The following is a 19450-nucleotide window of genomic DNA, read 5'->3' as shown; positions in this document are numbered from 1 at the left end:
CGATGGGGGCGGGGTCGCCGGAGTCGTTTCGGCGACCCTGCTACCATCTCCTCTAGGCCAGCGTAGGAGGTCACCATGCCGTTCTCCATCGTCCGCAACGACATCGCGCACGTACGCGCCGACGTGCTCGTCAATGCCGCCAACGAGCGGCTGATGGCCGGTGGCGGCGTGTGCGGGGCGATCTTCGACGGCGCGGGCCGCAGCGAGATGGCTGCCGCGTGCGCGCAGATCGGGCGCTGCCCCACGGGTTCGGCGGTGGTCACGCCGGGCTTTGGCCTGCCGTGCCGCTGGGTGGTCCATGCGGTGGGCCCCATCTGGCGCGGCGGTGCGCGCGGTGAGAGGGGGCTCCTGCAGAGCTGCTACCGCAGCGTGTTTGCCGAGGTGGCCCGCCTGGGCGCGAGCTCGGTGGCGTTCCCGCTCATCTCTGCCGGCATCTTTGGGTACCCCGTGCGCGAGGCGCTCGACGTGGCGCGCGCGGAGGCGACGGCGTTTCTCGACCACCACCCGGACGTTGAGGTGACGCTCGTCGTCTTCACGCGTGACGTGGTGGCTCAGGGCGTGGCGCTTATGGGCGAGCTGTGCGAGTACGTGGACGATGCGTACGTGGACCAGAGCCCGCACCTGCGCGACCGCGGTGCCGAGCTGCGGGAGCTCTGCGCCTCCGAGGCACGCCCCGTCGCAGCGGCGCCCCGGCGCTCTGCGCCCGTTGCGGCCTATGGCGGCGTGCGGGCGCCCGACGAGCTCGCCGAGCGCCTGGCGCACCTGGACGCGTCCTTCTCGGAGACCTTGCTCGCGCTGATCGACGAGCGGGGGCTCACCGACGCCCAGGTATATCGTCGGGCCAACCTCAGCCGCCAGCTCTTCTCCAAGATTCGCTCCAAGTCCGACTATCGGCCGAGCAAGCCCACGGCGTTGGCGCTCGCGCTTGCGCTCAGCCTCACGCTGTCGCAGACGCAGGAGCTTCTCGCGCGCGTCGGGCTCACGCTCTCGCACAGCAGCAAGTTCGATGTGATCGTCGAGTTCTATCTCGCGCGCGGCGTCCATGACGTCATGACCGTGAACGAGGCGCTCTTCGCCTTTGACCAGCCGCTGCTTGGCTCGCATTAGGCGGTCGGTCCCGCCGGGAAGATGTCGCCCGACGGTTTACCTCTGCGCAGGCTCATCCGCGTAGTCTCTGTGCCGTCAGGTTGGCTGCGACGACGGGAGGCAGCGATGCGCACGGGACTCGATGAGGACGTTAGGGCGAGGAGGGGATGGGTTGGGACGCGACACCGTGCGTGAGAGAAGGGCGATCGGACACTGCGACGGAAGCGGGAGTCGGGCTCACGCACCAGCACTTCGCGACTGCATCTACGGCCAGGCGGTGGCCGATGCCCTGGGCGTGCCGTACGAGTTCCGTCCGCGGGGCTCGTTCCGCTGTGTGGACATGGTCGGCCACGGCAGCCACAACCAGCCGGCGGGCACGTGGAGTGACGACACGTCGATGGCGCTCGCAATCTGCGACAGCTACCGTGAGCTGGGGCGCATTGACGTCGACGACATCCGCGGGCGCTTCGTGCGGTGGTATCGCGAGGGCGCCTACACGATCGACGGGCTCTTCGACATCGGCAACGCCACGCGCGAGGCGCTCGAGCGCGGGCGCGGCCTTGCGGGGGAGTGGGACAACGGCAACGGCTCGCTCATGCGCACGGTCCCGCTTGCGTTCACCGACGCCACCGACGACGAGGTGCGCGCCGTCTCCGCGATCACGCACACGCACCCGACCTCGACGGAGGCGTGCGTCGCCATGGTGCATATCGCGCGGGACCTCATCGCCGGCGCGAGCCCGGCGGACGTGGCGGGCGACGTCGCCGCGCGCCCCGTGGACGAGATCCGTTCCGGTGGCTTCGTGCGCGACACGTTTGACGCCGCGCTCTGGTGTCTGGCCACCACGACAAGCTACGCCGAGTGCGCGCTCGCCGCGGTGAACCTCGGGGACGACACGGACACCACGGCCGCCGTCGCCGGCGCGCTCGCCGGCATCGTCTACGGCAGCGAGGGGATACCGGACGAGTGGCTCGATACGCTACGGGGCACAGACGTCATCGAGGGCTGCCTGTTCTGAGGCGGAGCTTTAGAGGCTCACGTCGGGCGCCTCAAGCCGCAGCGTCCTTCTCGCCGCGCACGGGTACACTTTTCTCATCGCGGTCGCGTCGTCTCGTCGTGCGAAAGGTCTGCCATGGGCTGTCTGAGCGTGCTGTTCAACCTCATCTGGATCCTCACGGGCGGCTGGGTGACGGCGCTCGGCTTTCTCATCGTCGGCGTGATCTGCCACGTCACGATCGTGGGCATCCCCATCGGGCGGCAGGCGTTCAAGATGGCGAGCCTCACCCTGGCGCCGTTTGGCAAGGAGATCGTCTACGGCGGAGGCGCGCCGTCGGTGGCGGCCAACGTCGTCTGGCTGCTCCTGGGCGGCTGGTGGTCAGCCCTGTGCTACCTCATCGAGGGCGCTATCTACTGCGTGACCGTCGTCGGCATCCCGTTTGGCCTGCAGCTCTTCAAGATGGCCAAGCTCACGCTGTGGCCGTTCGGCGCCGAGGTGCGGTAGGGCGAGGCCGGGGCGCAGCCCTGCATCCCGCGCTCGCCGAGTGACGTCGCGCCCTACGCCGAGCGGCGCCATGTCCCCGCGTTCTTCTCGCCCTGTGCTGGGTAGGGTAGGGTAGGGGCAACCCATATCCGTATCAGCACAGAAGGGAACGTCATGCTGCTCAAGGGAAAGACCGCCGTCGTCACCGGAGGCTCGCGCGGGATCGGCCTCGCCATCGTCAAGCGCTTCCTGGAGGAGGGCGCCAACGTGGCGCTCTGCGGGAGCCGCGAGGAGACCGCGCGGAAGGCCCTCGACGGCATCTTGGCCGAGAACCCGGACGCCCCCGTCATGGCCATCTGGCCGAGCGTCGCCGACGAGGCGGAGCTCGAGGCCGCCTTCCGCCAGGTGGCGGAGCGCTTTGGCGGGCTCGACATTGTCTGCAACAACGCCGGCATCTCGCAGTCCACGCCGCTCGACGCCTACACGGCCGAGGAGTTCGACAAGATCATCGACATCAACGTCAAGGGCGTGCTCAACGGCTGCCAGGCGGCGTCGCGCGTGCTCGGCGAGGGTGGCGTCATCATCAACACGAGCTCCATGGTGAGCAAGATGGGCCAGCCCTCCGGCGTGGCCTATCCCATGTCCAAGTTCGCGGTGAACGGCATCACGATCTCGCTCGCGCGCGAGCTGGGGCCGCGCGGCATCCGCGTGAACGCCGTCGCGCCGGGCGTCACGGCCACGGACATGGTGGCGAGCCTGCCCGAGGAGATGATCGCCCCCATTGCGGCCGGCATCCCGCTGCGTCGCGTGGGCCAGCCCGAGGACGTGGCCAACGCCTTCGTCTACCTGGCGAGCGACCTCGCGTCCTACGTGACGGGCGAGGTCCTGGCCGTCGATGGTGGCATGACGGTGTAGGTGATGGCCGACAGGGCGCGCTGGCCTCGGGGGCTCGGGGCCGGCGCGCCGCGGCCTACTCGTACATCTCCTCCAGCCCGATAAGCACTGTCCGCTTGTCGCCGACCGACTCAAACCCAGAGCGCGAGAAGAACCCGTACCGGTGGCACAGAAGCCCCGTCCGCTGCACCTGCTCGATCTCCTCGTCGATCATTCGCTGGGTCACGGGCGTTGAACGGAACTTCGCCTCGTAGAACGTGTAGCCCATCGGGTCTCTGGTGACCACGTCGAACTGTCCGTTTGTCCTCGTTGCCGGGTCGTCGTAGGAGTACGTGCCAATCAGGTCGAAGGGCGGCTCGATGTTGCCCGCACGGTTCTGCCTCACGAGGTGCTGGCGGCACACCTCCTCGAAGGCATGCGGGACAAACTGCTGCTCAAAGTCATCGTTCACGTAGCGGTCGTAGAAGGTTCCGGGGTCGAGCACGCTGCGCTGCGAGAGATACCGGAAGACGTAGCGATAGTAGAACCTCGTGAGCCCGTCGCAAATGACGTAGGATGTTCGCTTCTTGTTCGTTGGGTCGTTGATGGGCGCGCGCCGGTCGACGAGCTGCATCTCAATCAGCTTGTTGAGCACGTTCACGAGCGTGGCGCCGCTTGAGATGTGGGACTGGCTGAGGATGTCCTTGTAGCGCGTGTGTCCATCTGCAAGGGCGAGAAAGACCTCGTGCGCGTTGCCGATCTTTGAGACCTCGGAGAGCAGGTAGGCGGGAACCTCGTCCTCGAGGCGCGCGTCTGGCTGGAGAACGAGGTTGATGAGGTTCTCGCGCACGGATCTGCCGCGCTCGATGAGGCGGTTGTAGTACGGAATCCCTCCGAACACGCTGTACAGCCGCACTTTGTCCGCGCACGGGCGCTCGGGGTAGAACTGCGAAGACTCTAGGTAGTCCATCGGTTGAAGGTTGATCTTGAGATCGACGCGCCCATAGAGGGGGTTGTCCTGCTCGAGCAGGGACTTCATGACCTCGACGTATGAGCCGCAGAGCACGAGGGAGAGTTTCGAGCGGTCTCGATACTCATCGAGAAGAACCTGCAGGATGCTATCCATCCCCCTCACGACGTCGTGCAGGTAGGGGTACTCGTCGATGGCGAGTACGATCTTCTCGCTAAGCGCGCGTTCGAGGACGAACCGAAGCGCCGCCTCTATGCTGGCGAAGGCGAGCGGGGGCATGTCGAAGGCGCTGCCAATGACCTCGGACAGGCTGCTTACGTTGCTCTCGGCCGTGGTTTGTCGGCACTCGTAATAGATGGTTCGCGTGCCAGTGGTCTGAGCCTGGCGCATCGTGTGGAGGATGAGCTCGCTCTTGCCGACGCGGCGCCTGCCGTAGATGAGCGTTGCGTTTTGGGCGGGGGAGGAGAACTGCTTGATGAGCTTTGCCTGCCCGCGCTCGCGTCCGATGAACTCCATTTCGCTCACCTCATTTTACTCAAAAAAGTTGAGTCAAAAAAACTGAGTAAAGTGTAGCAGTTTGGGGAGCATAAGAGGTGATCCGAATGCGTTTAGGTGTACTGGCTCATGGGGACCAGCGTATGTCGCACCCTACACGGGGTGCGTGGGTAGAAACTCCGACGTCATCACGGCCGTCCACGCCGTCCAGGCCGCACCCTACGCGGGTGCGTGGGTGGAAACACGGATATGACCTCGGCGGCGCACGAGCAAGGGTCGCACCCTGCGCGGGGTGCGTGGGCGAGGTCGGCAATGAGCGCGTGAAGCCAACACAGCCGAGGGGCTCTTCCTGATGAGTGGGGCGGCGATCGATGGCCTTGGCCTCCATTTGCAATCATCCAACATGTCGAGGGTGGACATGTCACTGCTCCTGTCGAAAGCCGCATCTTCCCGTTCTTCTCGACGTGTTTGCGGGAGGTTGAGGCAGGAGAGGTGCAGCGCAATGTCGCGGCGAGCTGGCCTGCCTCACGCCACGCCCGCCCCGCCGACGCCGCGCAGGTCCTTGAGCGCCGGCCCGCATACGAAGGCGTCCAGCTCCCGCCAGCGATCCCGTGCCTCGTCCGAGAGCGCAAGGTCGTCAAAGCCGATGAGCCTCCGCAAGTGCCCGTGTGCCCGCGCCAGCGCGTAGTCGCGCGCCTTGTAGCTTACGTTGCCGCTGCGCAGGACCTGGCATGCCTGTCCGATGACCGCGGCGGCCTCGGCCGATCCCCTCGATGCCGGCTCCCGTGCGATCGCCTCCTCGAACCCAGCCATCAACTCGCACGCGCGCATGCTCTTGCAGCGGTCCATGTTCCCTCCTCGTTTCGATTGAGGTGAGTATGCCCGCTCGTCTCAGCTCGCATGTGGCTGTGACGGTTCTGTAAGTCACTTCCGACAAACCCTGCACCCGCGCGTTCTTCTCGCCCGCGCATCACCATGCTTCCCCGGACAAAGCCCGCCCCTCATCATGGCGCCACTTTGTCCGGGGAAACACGGTGAACACGGCCGAAGCCGTGTCCCGCGCCCGCGCTTCTCGCTACAATGGCTGGGCCGAATACGAAAACAGATGCGAAGGAATCACCCCTTCGAATCACCGCACGACACGAAAGAAGACCCATGCCCAGCGCCAGCCTTGCCGAACAGATCGCCTCGCGCCGCACGTTTGCCATCATCTCGCACCCGGACGCGGGCAAGACCACGCTCACCGAGAAGCTCCTGCTCTACACCGGCACCATCCAGAGCGCCGGCTCGGTCAAGGGCAAGTCCAGCGCCAAGCACGCGGTCTCGGACTGGATGGACATCGAGAAGGCGCGCGGCATCTCCGTGACCTCGTCCGTCCTGCAGTTCACCTACGGCGGCTGCTGCGTGAACATCCTCGACACCCCCGGCCACCAGGACTTCTCCGAGGACACCTATCGCACGCTCATGGCGGCCGACTCCGCCGTCATGGTGATCGACGGCGCCAAGGGCGTCGAGGCCCAGACCGTCAAGCTCTTCAAGGTCTGCGCGCTGCGCGGCATCCCCATCTTCACTTTCGTGAACAAGCTCGACCACGAGACGCGCGACCCCTTCGACCTCATGGAGGAGATCGAGAGCGTGCTCGGCATCGGCACCTACCCCATGAACTGGCCCATCGGCAACGGCCGCACGTTCCGCGGCGTCTTCGACCGTGCGAGCCGACACGTCCTCGCCTTCGAGGGAGACGGCCGCGCCAACGCCACCAAGCGCGTGAACGAGGTCGAGGCCGAGCTCGGCGACGCCGCCCTCGACGAGCTCATCGGCGAGGAGAACCACCGCAACCTCATGGACGACATCGAGCTGCTCGACGGCGCGGACCACGAGTTCGACCTCGAGGCCGTGCGCACGGGCAAGCTCAGCCCCGTCTTCTTTGGCTCGGCGCTCACCAACTTTGGCGTGGAGCCGTTCCTGCGCGACTTCCTGCGCCTGGCGCCTGCGCCGTCGGCCCACGTTGACGCCGAGACGGGCGAGCCGGTGGAGGCCGCGGACCCGGACTTCTCCGGCTTCGTCTTTAAGATCCAGGCCAACATGGACAAGAACCACCGTGACCGCATCGCCTTCCTGCGCATCTGCTCGGGAAAGTTCGAGCGCGGGATGGACGCCTGGCACGTCCAGGGTGGCCGCAAGATCAAGCTCGCGACCGGCACGGCGATGATGGCCGACGACCGCGCCACCGTGGACGAGGCGTATGCCGGCGACATCGTGGGCCTCTTCGACCCGGGCATCTTCTCCATCGGCGACACGCTGTGCAAGGTGGGCGGTCACGTCCGCTACGCCGGAATCCCCACCTTCGCGCCCGAGCACTTCGCGCGCATCGAGCAGGTTGACACGCTCAAGCGCAAGCAGTTCGTCAAGGGCATGGAGGAGCTCGCGCAGGAGGGCGCCATCCAGATCTTCCGCGAGTATGGAGCCGGCATGGAGCGCGTGATCGTGGGCGTGGTCGGCGTGCTGCAGTTCGAGGTGCTCGAGCAGCGCCTCAAGAGCGAGTACCACGTCGAGGTCTACCGCTCGCCGCTGCCCTACAGCCTGATTCGTTGGATCGACGAGTCTGAAGGCGAGGTGGACATTCGCTCGCTCAACCTCACGAGGGAGACGCTTCGCGTGGAGGACATGCGCGGGGGCAAGCTGCTGCTCTTCACGAGCCAGTGGAACCTCGACTGGGCGATCGAGCACAACCCCGACCTGCGTCTCTCCGAGTTTGGCAACGTGACCTTCTAGGGACGGGCGTTCGGCGGGCGGCGCGGCCGGCAACAATTGAGGAATCGCCTTGTCGGGCGCCCCTATGGGGCGCCCGACCGTGCAAAAACGCCCTTCGATCCATTTTGCCGGGCTCCAGAAAACAAAAGTCGCCTTCAATCCATGCGATTTTTGGCCAGCGACGATGGTCTGCTTTAGAAAACTTAAATAAATACAATCAATAGTGAATCCATCCGAGAGAGTCGAAGCAAATACAGCTCATTTCGCATGGATCGAAGGCGACTTTTGTTCGTGGGAGCCGCGAAAAAAGGATCGAAGGGCCAAATTGCAGAGCGAAGGCTTCTCCGGCACCCGATTTCGCGTGCGGATTGCACTCGCACACCATTCCGAAGTGACATCAGCCGACCCGCGTTTGGCCGTGTGCTGGTTGTGAAGTGGCACGCACGGTCGACACCGCTCGCCGATGCAAACGCGACGCTCACCGCGCAGAAAAAAATCCCCTTGCAACACCCTTGAAATGTGGGAATATATGGGCTAACAAACTTTCTGTTTGGTAAGCAGACAAAAAGTTGGCACGCACGCAGGCGAAGCAAGGAGGAAGCGTGAGCGAGAAGATCAAGTGGGTTGTCAACAAGATGCCCAAGAGCGACGATGCGCACCTGGGCATCATGTCCCTTGAGAACGTGGAGGCAGCCCGAAGCTTCCACCGGAGCTTCCCGCAGTACGACGTCACGCCCCTCGCCAAGCTCGACGCGCTGGCGGGGGAGCTTGGCCTCGCGAACCTCGCCGTCAAGGACGAGTCCTACCGCTTTGGCCTCAACGCCTTCAAGGTGCTTGGCGGCTCCTTCGCCATGGCCAACTACATCGCCCAGAAGATCGGCCGCCCGGTCTCCGAGATGACCTACGACTACCTCACGAGCGACGAGCTCGCCCGCGACTTCGGCCAGGCCACCTTCTTCACCGCCACGGACGGCAACCATGGCCGCGGCGTGGCCTGGGCCGCCAACAAGCTCGGCCAGAAGGCCGTCGTGCACATGCCCAAGGGCAGCGTGAAGAGCCGCTTTGACAACATCGCCGCCGAGGGCGCCGAGGTCACAATCGAGGACGTCAACTACGACGAGTGCGTCCGCATGGCCGCCGCCGAGGCCGAGGCCTGCGAGAACGGCGTCATCGTGCAGGACACCGCCTGGGAGGGCTACGAGGAGATTCCGTCCTGGATCATGGAAGGCTACGGCACCATGGCCTCCGAGGCGGCCGAGCAGCTGCGCGCTGCCGGCGTCGAGCGCCCGACGCACGTCTTCGTTCAGGCCGGCGTGGGCTCCCTTGCCGGCGGCGTCGTGGGCTACTTCACCAACCTCTTCCCGGAGAACCCGCCCATCTTCGTGGTGATGGAGGCCGACACCGCGGCCTGCCTCTACAAGGGCGCCCTGGCCGGCGACGGCGAGCCTCGCATCGTGGACGGCGACATGCCCACGATCATGGCGGGCCTCGCGTGCGGCGAGCCCAACACCCTGGGCTGGGACATCCTGCGCAACCACGTGAGCGTCTTCGTGAGCTGCCCCAACTGGGTCGCCGCCAAGGGCATGCGCGTCCTCGGCGCCCCCAAGAAGGGCGACCCGCGCGTCATCTCCGGCGAGTCCGGCGCCGTGGGCGCGGGCCTGATCACCACGCTCATGGAGTCCGACGAGTACGCCGAGCTCCGCGATGCCATCGGCCTGGACGAGAAGAGCTCCGTGCTCATGTTCTCGACCGAGGGAGACACCGATCCCGTGAACTACCGCAAGGTCGTCTGGGAGGGCGCGTACCCCGCCGAGTAGGGGAGAGCGAGAAGAACGGGTTCTTCTCGGCACAAGACACAACGGAAGCGTCAGAAAGGACGTAAGCAAAATGGCCAAGGAACTGAACTTCGACGAGATCAAGAGCGCGGCGGCGGCGTACGGCCCCGACATGACCGCCTTCCTGCGCGCGATGATCTCCCACCCCTCCGAGTCCTGCGAGGAGGGCGAGGTCGTGGCCTGCATCAAGGCCGAGATGGAGAAGCTCGGCTTTGACAAGGTCGAGGTCGACGGCCTGGGCAACGTCATCGGCTGGATGGGCGAGGGCGACAAGATCATCGCCATCGACTCCCACATCGACACCGTGGGCATCGGCAACCGCGACAACTGGGAGGCCGACCCCTACGAGGGCTACGAGACCGACGAGCTCATCTACGGCCGCGGCGGCTCCGACCAGGAGGGCGGCATGGCGTCCGCTACGTACGCCGCGAAGATGATGAAGGACCTGGGACTGATCCCCGAGGGCTACAAGATCATGGTCGTCGGTTCCGTCCAGGAGGAGGACTGCGACGGCATGTGCTGGCAGTACATCGTCAACAAGTACTTCGACGGCCCCGAGGACGCGCGCGAGAAGATTGACTTTGTGATCTCCACCGAGCCCACCGACGGCGGCATCTACCGTGGCCACCGCGGCCGCATGGAGATTCGCGTCGACGTCCACGGCGTCTCCTGCCACGGCTCCGCGCCCGACCGCGGCGACAACGCCATCTACAAGATGGCCGACATCATCGCCGACGTCCGCGCCCTCAACAACAACGGCTGCGACGAGTCCACCGACATCAAGGGCCTCGTCAAGATGCTCGACCCCAAGTACAACCCCGAGCACTTCGAGGATGCGCGCTTCCTCGGCCGCGGCACCTGCACCGTCTCCCAGATCTTCTACACCTCCCCGAGCCGCTGCGCCGTCGCCGACTCCTGCGCGATCTCCATCGACCGCCGCATGACCGCCGGCGAGACCTGGGACTCCTGCCTCCAGGAGATCCGCGACCTTCCGTCCGTCAAGAAGTACGGCGACGACGTCAAGGTCTCCATGTACATGTACGATCGCCCGAGCTGGAAGGGCACCGTCTACGAGACCGAGGCCTACTTCCCCACGTGGATCAACGCCGAGAGCGCGGCCCACGTCCAGGCCCTCGTTGACGCGCACCACGCCCTCTACGGCGACGAGCGCATCGGCTGCGAGGCCTCCATGGACAAGCGCGCCGGCCGCCCGCTCACGGACAAGTGGACCTTCTCGACCAACTGCGTCTCCATCCAGGGTCGCTACGGCATCCCCTGCGTGGGCTTTGGCCCCGGCGCCGAGAGCCAGGCGCACGCGCCCAACGAGGTCACCTACAAGCAGGACCTCGTGACCTGCGCCGCGCTCTACACAGCCGCGCTCAACCTCTACGACCCGTCCAAGAAGACCGGCGACGTCACCGTCTTCCGCGCCGGCGCCACCGACAACGACATCAAGTAACGTTCTCGACGCTGCGCACCGTTGTGACGGGCATCTTGCCCCTCACTCGTCGGGCGCCGCACTCCAGGCGTGCGCCCTCCTCCTTCGGGGCAATCTGCTCCGTCACAACGGCGCTCGCTGACTTAGGACTGACCCGTACGTCTCACGTATTCGATTGAAAGGAAACCACAATGGCCAAGGACTTCTCCGCGCTTCTCGACGAGCTCAAGGGCTACGACTTCTCTGGCATGTACAACGCCGACTTCCTGCACACCTGGGACAAGACCACCGACGAGCTGCGCGCCCTCTATGCCGTGGCCGCCGCCCTGCGCAACCTCCGCGAGCGCAACATCTCCCCGCGCATCTTTGACTCCGGCCTCGCGGTGTCGCTCTTCCGTGACAACTCCACCCGCACGCGCTTCTCGTTCTCCAAGGCCACGAACCTCCTGGGCCTCCAGCTCCAGGACCTCGACGAGGGCAAGTCCCAGATCGCCCACGGCGAGACCGTCCGCGAGACCGCCACGATGATCTCCTTCATGGCCGACGTCATCGGCATCCGCGACGACATGTACATCGGCAAGGGCGACGCCTACATGGCCGAGGTCGCCGAGTCCGTTGACGAGGCCTACAAGGACGGCGTGCTCGACCACCGCCCGACCCTCATCTCCCTGCAGTCCGACTCCGACCACCCGACCCAGTCCTCCGCCGACATGCTCTACCTCATCGAGGAGTTTGGCGGCCTGGAGAACCTCCGCGGCAAGAAGGTGGCCGTGACCTGGGCCTACTCCCCGAGCTACGGCAAGCCGCTCTCCTGCCCGCAGTCGCTCATCTCGCTGCTCCCGCGCTTTGGCATGGACGTCACGCTGGCCCACCCCGAGGGCTACGACCTCATGGGCGATCGCGTGGAGGCCGCCAAGGCCTACGCCGCCGAGTCCGGCTGCACCTTCAAGCAGGTGAACACCATGGCCGAGGCCTTCGAGGGCGCCGACATCGTCATCCCCAAGAGCTGGGCCCCCTACGCCGCCATGGAGAAGCGCACCAACCTCTACGCCGAGGGCGACGACGCCGGCATCAAGGCGCTGGAGAAGGAGCTTCTCGCCCAGAACGCCACCCACATGGACTGGTGCTCCACGCGCGAGCTCATGGCCAAGACCGCTCACGGCGACGACACGATTTACATGCACCCGCTGCCCGCCGACATCTCCGGCGTCTCCTGCGAGCACGGCGAGGTCATGGCCGACGTCTTTGACATGCACCGCGTGGGCATGTACAAGGAGGCCAGCTACAAGCCGTACGCCATCGCGGCCATGATCTTCCTGCAGAAGGTCAAGGACCCCGTGGCCACGCTCGCGGCGCTCGAGGCCGCGGCCAAGCCCCGCTGGAACCAGGCGTAGTAACAATCGCTCGTCCGGGTGAGGGCCGCCCATAAGTCGTTCGCTCGCTGCGCCTCGCGCAGAAGTCGCTCACTGACTTATGGGCGGCCCCGTCCTTACGTTGAGAGGGCATCAAATGTCTAAGCGTATCGTCATCGCTCTGGGTGGCAACGCCCTGGGCAACAACCTGCCCGAGCAGATGGAGGCGGTCAAGCACACGGCGCGCGCGATCGTGGACCTCATCGAGCAGGGCAACGAGGTCGTGGTGGCGCACGGCAACGGCCCGCAGGTGGGCATGATCCAGGAGGCAATGACCCAGCTCACGCGCTCCGACCCCGAGAAGTACATCCCGTGCCCGCTCTCGGTCTGCGTGGCTATGAGCCAGGGCTACATTGGCTACGACCTGCAGAACGCCCTGCGCGAGGAGATGCTCGACCGCGGGATCGAAGTGGGCGCGGCCACCGTGCTCACGCAGGTCGAGGTCGACCCCGCCGACCCGGCCTTCGCTAACCCCACCAAACCGATCGGCGCCTTCATGACGCGCGAGGAGGCCGACCGCATGATCGCGGAGCGCGGCTACAACGTGGTCGAGGATGCGGGCCGCGGCTACCGTCGCGTGGTGGCCTCACCCAAGCCGGTGGGCATCGTGGAGCTGGACACCATCCGCTCGCTCGTGGAGACCAACCACGTGGTCGTGGCCTGCGGTGGCGGCGGCATCCCCGTGTTCAAGACCGAGGGCAACCACCTCAAGGGCGCCGCGGCGGTCATCGACAAGGACTTCGCGGCGGCCAAGCTCGCCGAGCAGCTCGACGCCGACTTCCTCGTGATCCTGACCGCGGTGGAGAAGGTCGCCGTGAACTTTGGCAAGCCCGATCAGCGCTGGCTCGACGAGCTCACGCCCGCCGACGTGGAGCGCTACGTGGGCGAGGGCCAGTTCGCGCCCGGCTCGATGCTGCCCAAGGTCCAGGCGGCGCTCGCGTTCGCGCAGTCCGGCGCGGGCCGCTCGTCGCTGATCACGCTCCTCGAGAAGGCAAGCGACGGCATCGCCGGCAAGACGGGTACCATCGTACGCGGGTAGTCTGCAGGTTGGGGACAGTCCCCAATTTACAGAAAAGTTTTATGTGATTTGGGGACTGTCCCCAATTGACAGAAGAACGGGGGAGCGCGGGGCATGAGACCCGACCTCAGGGCATATCTTCTGGGCGACGACGGGCGCCGGGTCTTTGGGCCCGGCCCCGTCGACCTGCTGGAGCGCGTGGGCGAGCTGGGAAGCCTGCGCGCCGCCGCCATCGACATGGGCATGGCCTACACCAAGGCCACGCGGCTCGTGCGCGACGCGGAGCTCGCCTTTGGCTTCCCGCTGACGGAGCGCACGGTCGGCGGCACGGGCGGCGGCGGGTCGAGGCTCACCGCGCAGGCGCTCGACCTCATCGAGCGCTACCGAGCTTTCGAGCGCGCGAGCCGCTGGGCGCTCGCCGCCGCCTACGAGACGTGCTTCTCGGGCTTTGCCGACGTGGCGCGCCTGGGATGCGTGGTCATGGCGTCCGGGGAGGGGACGCGATTTGGCGGTGTCGCGGGCGAGAAGCTCGTGGCGCCGCTGGCCGGCACGCCCGTGCTCGAGCGCACGCTCGCAGCGCTGCCCGCCGACCTGCTCGACGTGGTGGTCGTGACGCGCTGGGACGCGGTCGAGGACCTCTGCGGGCGGCTCGGGGTGCGCTGCGTGCGCGCCACGGGTCCGCGCAAGAGCGACACCATGCGCGCGGGCCTGGAGGCGCTGGGGCGTCGCGCGGGCTGTCTGTTCGTGACCGGCGACCAGCCGCTCCTTACCGAGAAGAGCGTGCGCGCCATGGTCGCCGCGCTCACGCGCGAGCCCACGGCCATCGTGCGCCTGGCGTGGCGCGGTCAGCCGGCAAATCCGGTGCTCTGGCCGGCGGACATGCTCGACGCACTCGCGCGGATGGACAATGACACCGGGGGGCGCGCACTTCTCGCCGGCCATGCCGAGCTCGCGGACCGGGTGCGCCTGGTGGAGGCGGCTGACGAGCGGGAGCTCGACGACGTGGACACGCGGGAGGACCTGGCGCGCCTTGAGGACGCGCTGACGGAGAGAGGTATTTGACAGTGGCGGAAGGCTTGACAGTGGCGTCAGGTTTGACAGTGGCGTCAGGTTATATTGTCAAATCGGAATGATTTGACAATATAACCTGACGCCACTGTCAAACCTGACGCCACTGTCAAGCCTTCCGCCACTGTCAAATACGAGAGGAGGGGAGAGCCGATGAGAAGGATTCTCGCAAACGGCACGCTGGTCACGCCTGATGGCCTTCGCCGCGGCGACCTCGCGCTGGAAGGCGACAAGATCGTGGGCCTGGCGGCCCGCATCGAGCCCGCGCCCGGCGACGAGGTCGAGGACGTGGCGGGTTGCTGGGTCTTCCCCGGCTTCATCGACGCCCACACGCACCTGCAGTGCTGGACCGGCATGGACTGGACGGCGGACAGCTTCGAGACCGGGACGCGCGCCGCGGCCTGCGGCGGTACCACCTGCATCGTGGACTACGCCACGGCCGATCGCGGCGTCACGATGGACGAGGCGCTGGCCGAGTGGCAGGCGCGCGCGGCTTCGGGCGCCGGCTGCACGGCCAACTACGGCTTTCACATGGCGATCGCCGAGTGGGCCGAGGACTCGCCGGCTCAGATGCGCCGCATGCGCGAGGCGGGAGTGAGCAGCTTCAAGACCTACCTCGCCTACGACCACCTGCGGCTCACGGACGCCGAGACGCTGCGCTGCCTGGAGGTTGTCCGCGACCTGGACGCCGTCCTCTGCGTGCACTGCGAGAACGGCGACGTGGTGAACGAGCTGCAGCGGCGCGTGCTGGGCGCCGGCATCACGGGGCCGGAGGGGCACCCGCTCTCCCGTCCGGCCGAGGCCGAGGCGGACGCGGTGAGCCGCCTACTCTACCTGGCCCAGATTGCGGGCGCGCGCGTCAACGTGGTGCACCTGTCCACGGAGCTCGGTCTTCTCGCCGTGCGCGCCGCCCGCGCCCGCGGCCAGCAGGGCATCTACGTGGAGACCTGCCCGCAGTACCTCACGCTGGACGACACGCGCTACCTCGAGGCGGGGGAGGACGGCTTTGCGGGCGCCAAGTACGTGATGAGCCCGCCGCTGCGCAAGCCGGCCGACGTGCGGGCCCTCCGCGAGGCGGTGCTCTCCGGCGAGGTCGACTCCATCGCGACGGACCACTGCTCGTTCAACCTGCGCGGCCAGAAGGACCGCGGCCGCGGCGACTTCACCAAGATCCCCAACGGCGGCCCCGGCATCGAGCACCGGCCGGCCGTGATGGCCACGAGCTTCGAGGGCCAGCTCGGCCCCGAGGGACTCTGCCGCCTGCTGGCGGAGGGCCCGGCGCGCACCTTCGGCCTGTGGCCGGAGCGCGGTCGGCTCGCCGTGGGCGCGGCCGCCGACGTCTGCGTGTGGGACCCGTCGGCGCGCTGGACCATCTCGGCGGCGACCCAGCACCAGGCCGTGGACTACACGCCGTGGGAGGGCTTCGAGGCGCACGGCCGCGCGCACCTCGTCTACGTGGGCGGCGAGCTCGTGGCCCGCGACGGCGAGCCCACCGGCGTCACCCCCGGCCGCTACGTGGCAAGATAGTCAACAGTCAGTCGTAAAGTGGGGGACGTCCCCCTCAAGCAGAAGGAGAAGAACATGGCAATCGAGGCAATCGTCACCGACAAGGCGCCCGCGGCGCTCGGCCCCTACTCCGCGGCGGTGGCCGCTCCCGCGACCCGTGCGATCCACGTGTCCGGCCAGCTGCCGATCGACCCGGCCACCGGCGAGTTCGCCGGCGAGGACATCCAGGCCCAGACCCGTCAGAGCCTGACCAACATCAAGAACATCCTCGAGGCCGCCGGCGCGAGCATGGCCGATGTCGCCGAGGTCACCGTCCTTCTCGACGACATCGCGGACTTCGCGGCGATGAACGAGGTCTACGGCGAGTTCTTCACGGCGCCGTACCCCAGCCGCGCCGCCTTTGAGGTGGCCGCGCTGCCCAAGGCCGCCAAGGTCGAGATCAAGGCAGTGGCCTACCTGTAGGCAGAGCCTCACCGGTGGGGACGCCCGCCGACTTCCACGCAGGAGCGCTCTTCGAGAAACTCCCGCTTAGGAAGTCGGCGGGCGTCGCCGTTTCGGTCCTCAGAAAGCAACCGAGAATAATGAGCCTGCCGAGAGGTGGGGCGGGCCGCTGGGGAGCGGGCGTTAGGGCAGGGTGATTGTTCCGGCGCGGACGCTGCCCACATAGGCCGGGGTAGCGAGAAGGGCGGCGAGATCGCGGGCCGCCTCCGGAGCGGCATCGGCCTGGTTGACGAGCGCGACGTCGGCGAGAGCCTCGGCGTTGGCGGCGCGCGCCACGAGCTCGGGCGTGGCAAGGTCGTCCGGCGTGCAGCCGGCGAGCTCGCAGAAGCGCTCTGGTCGGTGGACGACCTCGCGCACGGGGTGGTCGAGCCCGGACGCGCCGAGCACGAGGACCGTGCGCTCAGAGCACGCGGGTATGACCGGCTCCCAGGGGGCGTGCGCCTTGAGGGGGAGCCGCCGCGAGCCGTCGGCCTCCACGAGGACGTGGTGCGCGAGCTCGGCGAGGACGTCCATGCCCAGCTTGGGAGTCACGAGCTTGCCGTCCTTCTCGGCCTGCGAGCCCACGCAGACGACGCGCGACTCCGCGAGCGCCGCGCGCACGTCGTCGGCGTCGGCTGAGGTCACGAGCGGCACGCCCGCGAACGGCCGGATGTGCGTGGTCGTGGTGAGCACGACCGTGCCCGGCAGCTCGCGTGCCAGTGCCGCCAGAAGCGACGTCTTGCCACCGCTGCCTATGACCGACGTCACGCCCGTGCTCACGCCCAACACCTCCGCAAGTGTCACGCGCACCTCCTCGACGATGTTCCTCGAAGCTATCCTACCGCTCACAGTCATTGTAGTTTCCAAACTACAACGCTGTATTACTCTTTGTTTGGATACCAAACACTTTTTTGACCAGACCCGGGGAGGGCCCATGATCGACGCTGCCACCATCGAGCTGCCGCGCACCTTCGAGGAGTTCAACGAGCAGCGCCGTCAGAGCTTCCTCAAGGTAAAGGACTTCAAGCAGGCGGGCGGTCGTCTGGTGGGCTATCTCTGCAGCTACACGCCGCTTGAGGTGATAGACGCGGCCGGCGCCTCGGGCGTGGGGCTCTGCGGCACCTCCGACGAGGTCATCCCCGTGGCCGAGGAGGTCCTGCCGGCCAACCTCTGCCCGCTGATCAAGTCAACCTACGGTTTCGCGTACTCGCAGAAGTGCCCGTTCACGCACTTCTCCGACCTCATCGTGGGCGAGACCACGTGTGACGGCAAGAAGAAGATGTACGAGCTGCTGAACGAGCTCAAGCCCACCTACGTGCTGCACCTGCCGCAGGGCCGTTCCCGCGCGCATGAGCGCGAGGGCTGGTACCAGGAGGTCGTTGGCCTCAAGGAGGCGCTCGAGCGGCTCTACGGCATCCAGATTACCGACGACGCACTGCGCGAGGCCGCGCGTCTGCGCAACCGTTTGCGTCGCGCGATCCTGGCCCTCTACGACCTGCAGCGGAGCGTGCCGCCCGCGATGAGCGGCGTGGAGCTCATGAGCACGATGTTCGCCGGGACGTTCAACTTTGACGTGCGCGCCTACGTGGAGAGCCTCGAGCGCCTCTGCGAGCAGCGCCACGCGGAGGCCGCCGAGGTCGGCAGTCCCATCGGCGCGGGAGCCAAGCGCATCCTCATCACGGGCTGCCCCGTCGGCGGCGTCATCAACAAGGTGGGCGCCACCATCGAGCGCAACGGCGGCGTGGTGGTCTGCGAGGACGACTGCTCCGGCGAGCGCACCAACCGCTTCATGGTGGACGAGGACGCGCCGGACATCCTGCGCGCCATCGCCGAGCGCTACCTCAAGATCAACTGCTCCGTCATGACGCCCAACGACAACCGCTTTGCCGCGACGCTCGAGATGGCCGAGAAGTACCAGGTGGACGGCGTGATCGAGTGCGTGCTCACGGCGTGCCATACCTTCAACGTCGAGTCCGCACGGGTGGAGCGCGCCGTCGAGGGGGCGGGGATCCCTTACATGAAAGTGGAAACCGATTACTCCGCCGGCGACCTCGGCCAGCTGGAGACGCGCATCGCCGCGTTCATCGAGACGCTGTAGAGGGGCGAGAAGTACGTGTCTGCCGGGCGTTTGGGCATAGGCGTTGACATCGGCTCCACGGCGACCAAGGTGGCCGTGGTGGACGCCGACGGCTCGCTTGTGCATGCCGAGCTCATGCCCACGGGCTTCTCCAGCGTGGACGCCGCCGAGCGGGCGCGTGCGACGCTCGAGGCGGCGGGGTTCTCGCTCTGTGCCGGCGATGCGCGCGTGGTCGCCACCGGCTACGGGCGCGTGGCCGTTCCGTACGCGGACAAGGTCGTGACCGAGATCACGTGTCACGGCCTCGGGGCGGCGCGACTCTTTGGGGATGAAGGCACCGTGATCGACGTGGGTGGTCAGGACACCAAGGTCATCCGTCTGCGCGCCGGTCGTGTGGTTAAGTTCGTGATGAACGACAAGTGCGCGGCGGGAACCGGTCGGTTTCTGGAGATCATGGCGGACCGGCTGGGGGTGGGGCACGACGAGCTCTCCGCGCTGGCTCGTTCAGGCGAGCCGACGCAGATCACGAGCATGTGTACCGTGTTTGCGGAAAGTGAGGTCATCAGCCTCATGGGCCGCGGGGAGCCGCGGGAGAACATCGCCCGCGGCGTGATCGAGAGCGTTGTTTGCCGCGTGGCGACGCTCGTGGGGTCTGCGGGCGGCGCGACGCCGTACTATCTCACAGGTGGGCTTTGTGACAACGAGCTTGTGGTCGAGCTCCTGGGCGAGAAGCTCGGCGCACCCGTGGCGACGTGCCCGGAGGCGCGCTACGCCGGGGCGCTGGGCGCGGCGCTCATGGCGCTGGAGCTGGAGTAGGGAGGGGTCGGGAAAAAACACGCATTCAATGTGGGTCACGTCGTGTTTGGCTGGGACGATGGCCGATGGTTCTCATCCAATGCGTGTTTTTTGACCCTTGGAGTAGGAGACTAGGTGCGGGTGCCCCGTTAGCCCGCCGGCA

The 19450-nt window shown here is 66.8% G+C and carries 17 protein-coding genes; 14 read left to right on the top strand and 3 right to left on the bottom strand.

What is annotated here, in order from left to right; genetic code table 11:
• The first annotated feature begins 75 nt into the window (after window positions 1–75).
• The 4 genes from NW198_RS04890 to NW198_RS04875 all read left to right on the top strand — a co-directional run bounded on the left by NW198_RS04890 (window position 76) and on the right by NW198_RS04875 (window position 3481).
• Window positions 76–1107 carry a macro domain-containing protein gene (locus NW198_RS04890; RefSeq protein ID WP_258340237.1) on the top strand — a complete coding sequence of 344 codons (1032 nt, stop codon included), beginning with the start codon at window positions 76–78 and terminating at the stop codon, window positions 1105–1107.
• 151 nt (window positions 1108–1258) lie between these two features.
• Window positions 1259–2104, top strand: a complete 846-nt coding sequence (locus NW198_RS04885) for an ADP-ribosylglycohydrolase family protein (protein ID WP_258340236.1) — start codon at window positions 1259–1261, stop codon at window positions 2102–2104.
• A gap of 114 nt (window positions 2105–2218) precedes the next feature.
• Window positions 2219–2587, top strand: a complete 369-nt coding sequence (locus NW198_RS04880; protein ID WP_258340234.1) for a YccF domain-containing protein — start codon at window positions 2219–2221, stop codon at window positions 2585–2587.
• A gap of 153 nt (window positions 2588–2740) precedes the next feature.
• Complete coding sequence (locus tag NW198_RS04875) at window positions 2741–3481, top strand: SDR family NAD(P)-dependent oxidoreductase (RefSeq protein ID WP_258340233.1); 741 nt, start codon at window positions 2741–2743, stop codon at window positions 3479–3481.
• A 55-nt stretch (window positions 3482–3536) separates the two neighbouring features.
• Here NW198_RS04875 and NW198_RS04870 read toward each other — a convergent pair whose 3' ends face one another.
• The gene (locus tag NW198_RS04870; protein ID WP_258340232.1) at window positions 3537–4925 is read right to left on the bottom strand and encodes an ATP-binding protein; all 1389 of its coding nucleotides are present in this window, start codon (window positions 4923–4925) and stop codon (window positions 3537–3539) included.
• Window positions 4926–5429: 504 nt separating this feature from the next.
• The gene (locus tag NW198_RS04865; protein WP_258340231.1) at window positions 5430–5753 is read right to left on the bottom strand and encodes a hypothetical protein; all 324 of its coding nucleotides are present in this window, start codon (window positions 5751–5753) and stop codon (window positions 5430–5432) included.
• A gap of 306 nt (window positions 5754–6059) precedes the next feature.
• On the opposite strand from NW198_RS04865, the gene NW198_RS04860 reads away from it, so the two are divergent.
• The 8 genes from NW198_RS04860 (at window position 6060) to NW198_RS04825 (ending at window position 16397) form a co-directional block, all read left to right on the top strand.
• Window positions 6060–7679 (top strand): peptide chain release factor 3, encoded by a 1620-nt coding sequence (locus NW198_RS04860; protein WP_087316599.1) that lies wholly within the window; start codon window positions 6060–6062, stop codon window positions 7677–7679.
• Between the two features lie 581 nt (window positions 7680–8260).
• Complete coding sequence (gene dpaL / locus NW198_RS04855) at window positions 8261–9475, top strand: diaminopropionate ammonia-lyase (RefSeq protein WP_258340229.1); 1215 nt, start codon at window positions 8261–8263, stop codon at window positions 9473–9475.
• 70 nt (window positions 9476–9545) lie between these two features.
• Window positions 9546–10952, top strand: coding sequence for a YgeY family selenium metabolism-linked hydrolase (locus tag NW198_RS04850; protein WP_258340227.1), 1407 nt, complete (start codon window positions 9546–9548; stop codon window positions 10950–10952).
• Window positions 10953–11122: 170 nt separating this feature from the next.
• A complete protein-coding gene (gene ygeW / locus NW198_RS04845; RefSeq protein WP_258340226.1) occupies window positions 11123–12325 on the top strand; it encodes a knotted carbamoyltransferase YgeW in 1203 nt (400 codons plus the stop codon).
• A 115-nt stretch (window positions 12326–12440) separates the two neighbouring features.
• The gene (arcC, locus tag NW198_RS04840; protein ID WP_258340225.1) at window positions 12441–13382 is read left to right on the top strand and encodes a carbamate kinase; all 942 of its coding nucleotides are present in this window, start codon (window positions 12441–12443) and stop codon (window positions 13380–13382) included.
• Window positions 13383–13475: 93 nt separating this feature from the next.
• Entirely contained in the window at window positions 13476–14423 is a 948-nt protein-coding gene (locus tag NW198_RS04835) for an NTP transferase domain-containing protein (protein ID WP_258340224.1), read from the top strand.
• Window positions 14424–14582: 159 nt separating this feature from the next.
• Window positions 14583–15956 (top strand): dihydropyrimidinase, encoded by a 1374-nt coding sequence (gene hydA / locus NW198_RS04830; protein WP_258340223.1) that lies wholly within the window; start codon window positions 14583–14585, stop codon window positions 15954–15956.
• Window positions 15957–16010: 54 nt separating this feature from the next.
• Window positions 16011–16397 (top strand): Rid family detoxifying hydrolase, encoded by a 387-nt coding sequence (locus NW198_RS04825; protein ID WP_087316588.1) that lies wholly within the window; start codon window positions 16011–16013, stop codon window positions 16395–16397.
• A gap of 162 nt (window positions 16398–16559) precedes the next feature.
• Here the strand turns inward: NW198_RS04825 and yqeC are convergent, their stop codons facing one another.
• Window positions 16560–17219: a selenium cofactor biosynthesis protein YqeC gene (gene yqeC, locus NW198_RS04820; protein ID WP_258340222.1), complete on the bottom strand. Its 660-nt coding sequence runs from the start codon at window positions 17217–17219 to the stop codon at window positions 16560–16562.
• A gap of 130 nt (window positions 17220–17349) precedes the next feature.
• Here yqeC and NW198_RS04815 point away from each other — a divergent pair, with 130 nt between their 5' ends.
• Both NW198_RS04815 and NW198_RS04810 read left to right on the top strand, forming a co-directional pair.
• Window positions 17350–18513, top strand: coding sequence for a double-cubane-cluster-containing anaerobic reductase (locus NW198_RS04815; protein WP_258340221.1), 1164 nt, complete (start codon window positions 17350–17352; stop codon window positions 18511–18513).
• 15 nt (window positions 18514–18528) lie between these two features.
• Window positions 18529–19308: an acyl-CoA dehydratase activase gene (locus tag NW198_RS04810; protein WP_258340220.1), complete on the top strand. Its 780-nt coding sequence runs from the start codon at window positions 18529–18531 to the stop codon at window positions 19306–19308.
• Window positions 19309–19450 lie beyond the last annotated feature (142 nt).

This window comes from Thermophilibacter sp. ET337 (genome assembly GCF_024733715.1).
Lineage (GTDB): Bacteria > Actinomycetota > Coriobacteriia > Coriobacteriales > Atopobiaceae > Thermophilibacter.
This window is presented reverse-complemented; position numbering and strand designations above follow the sequence as displayed.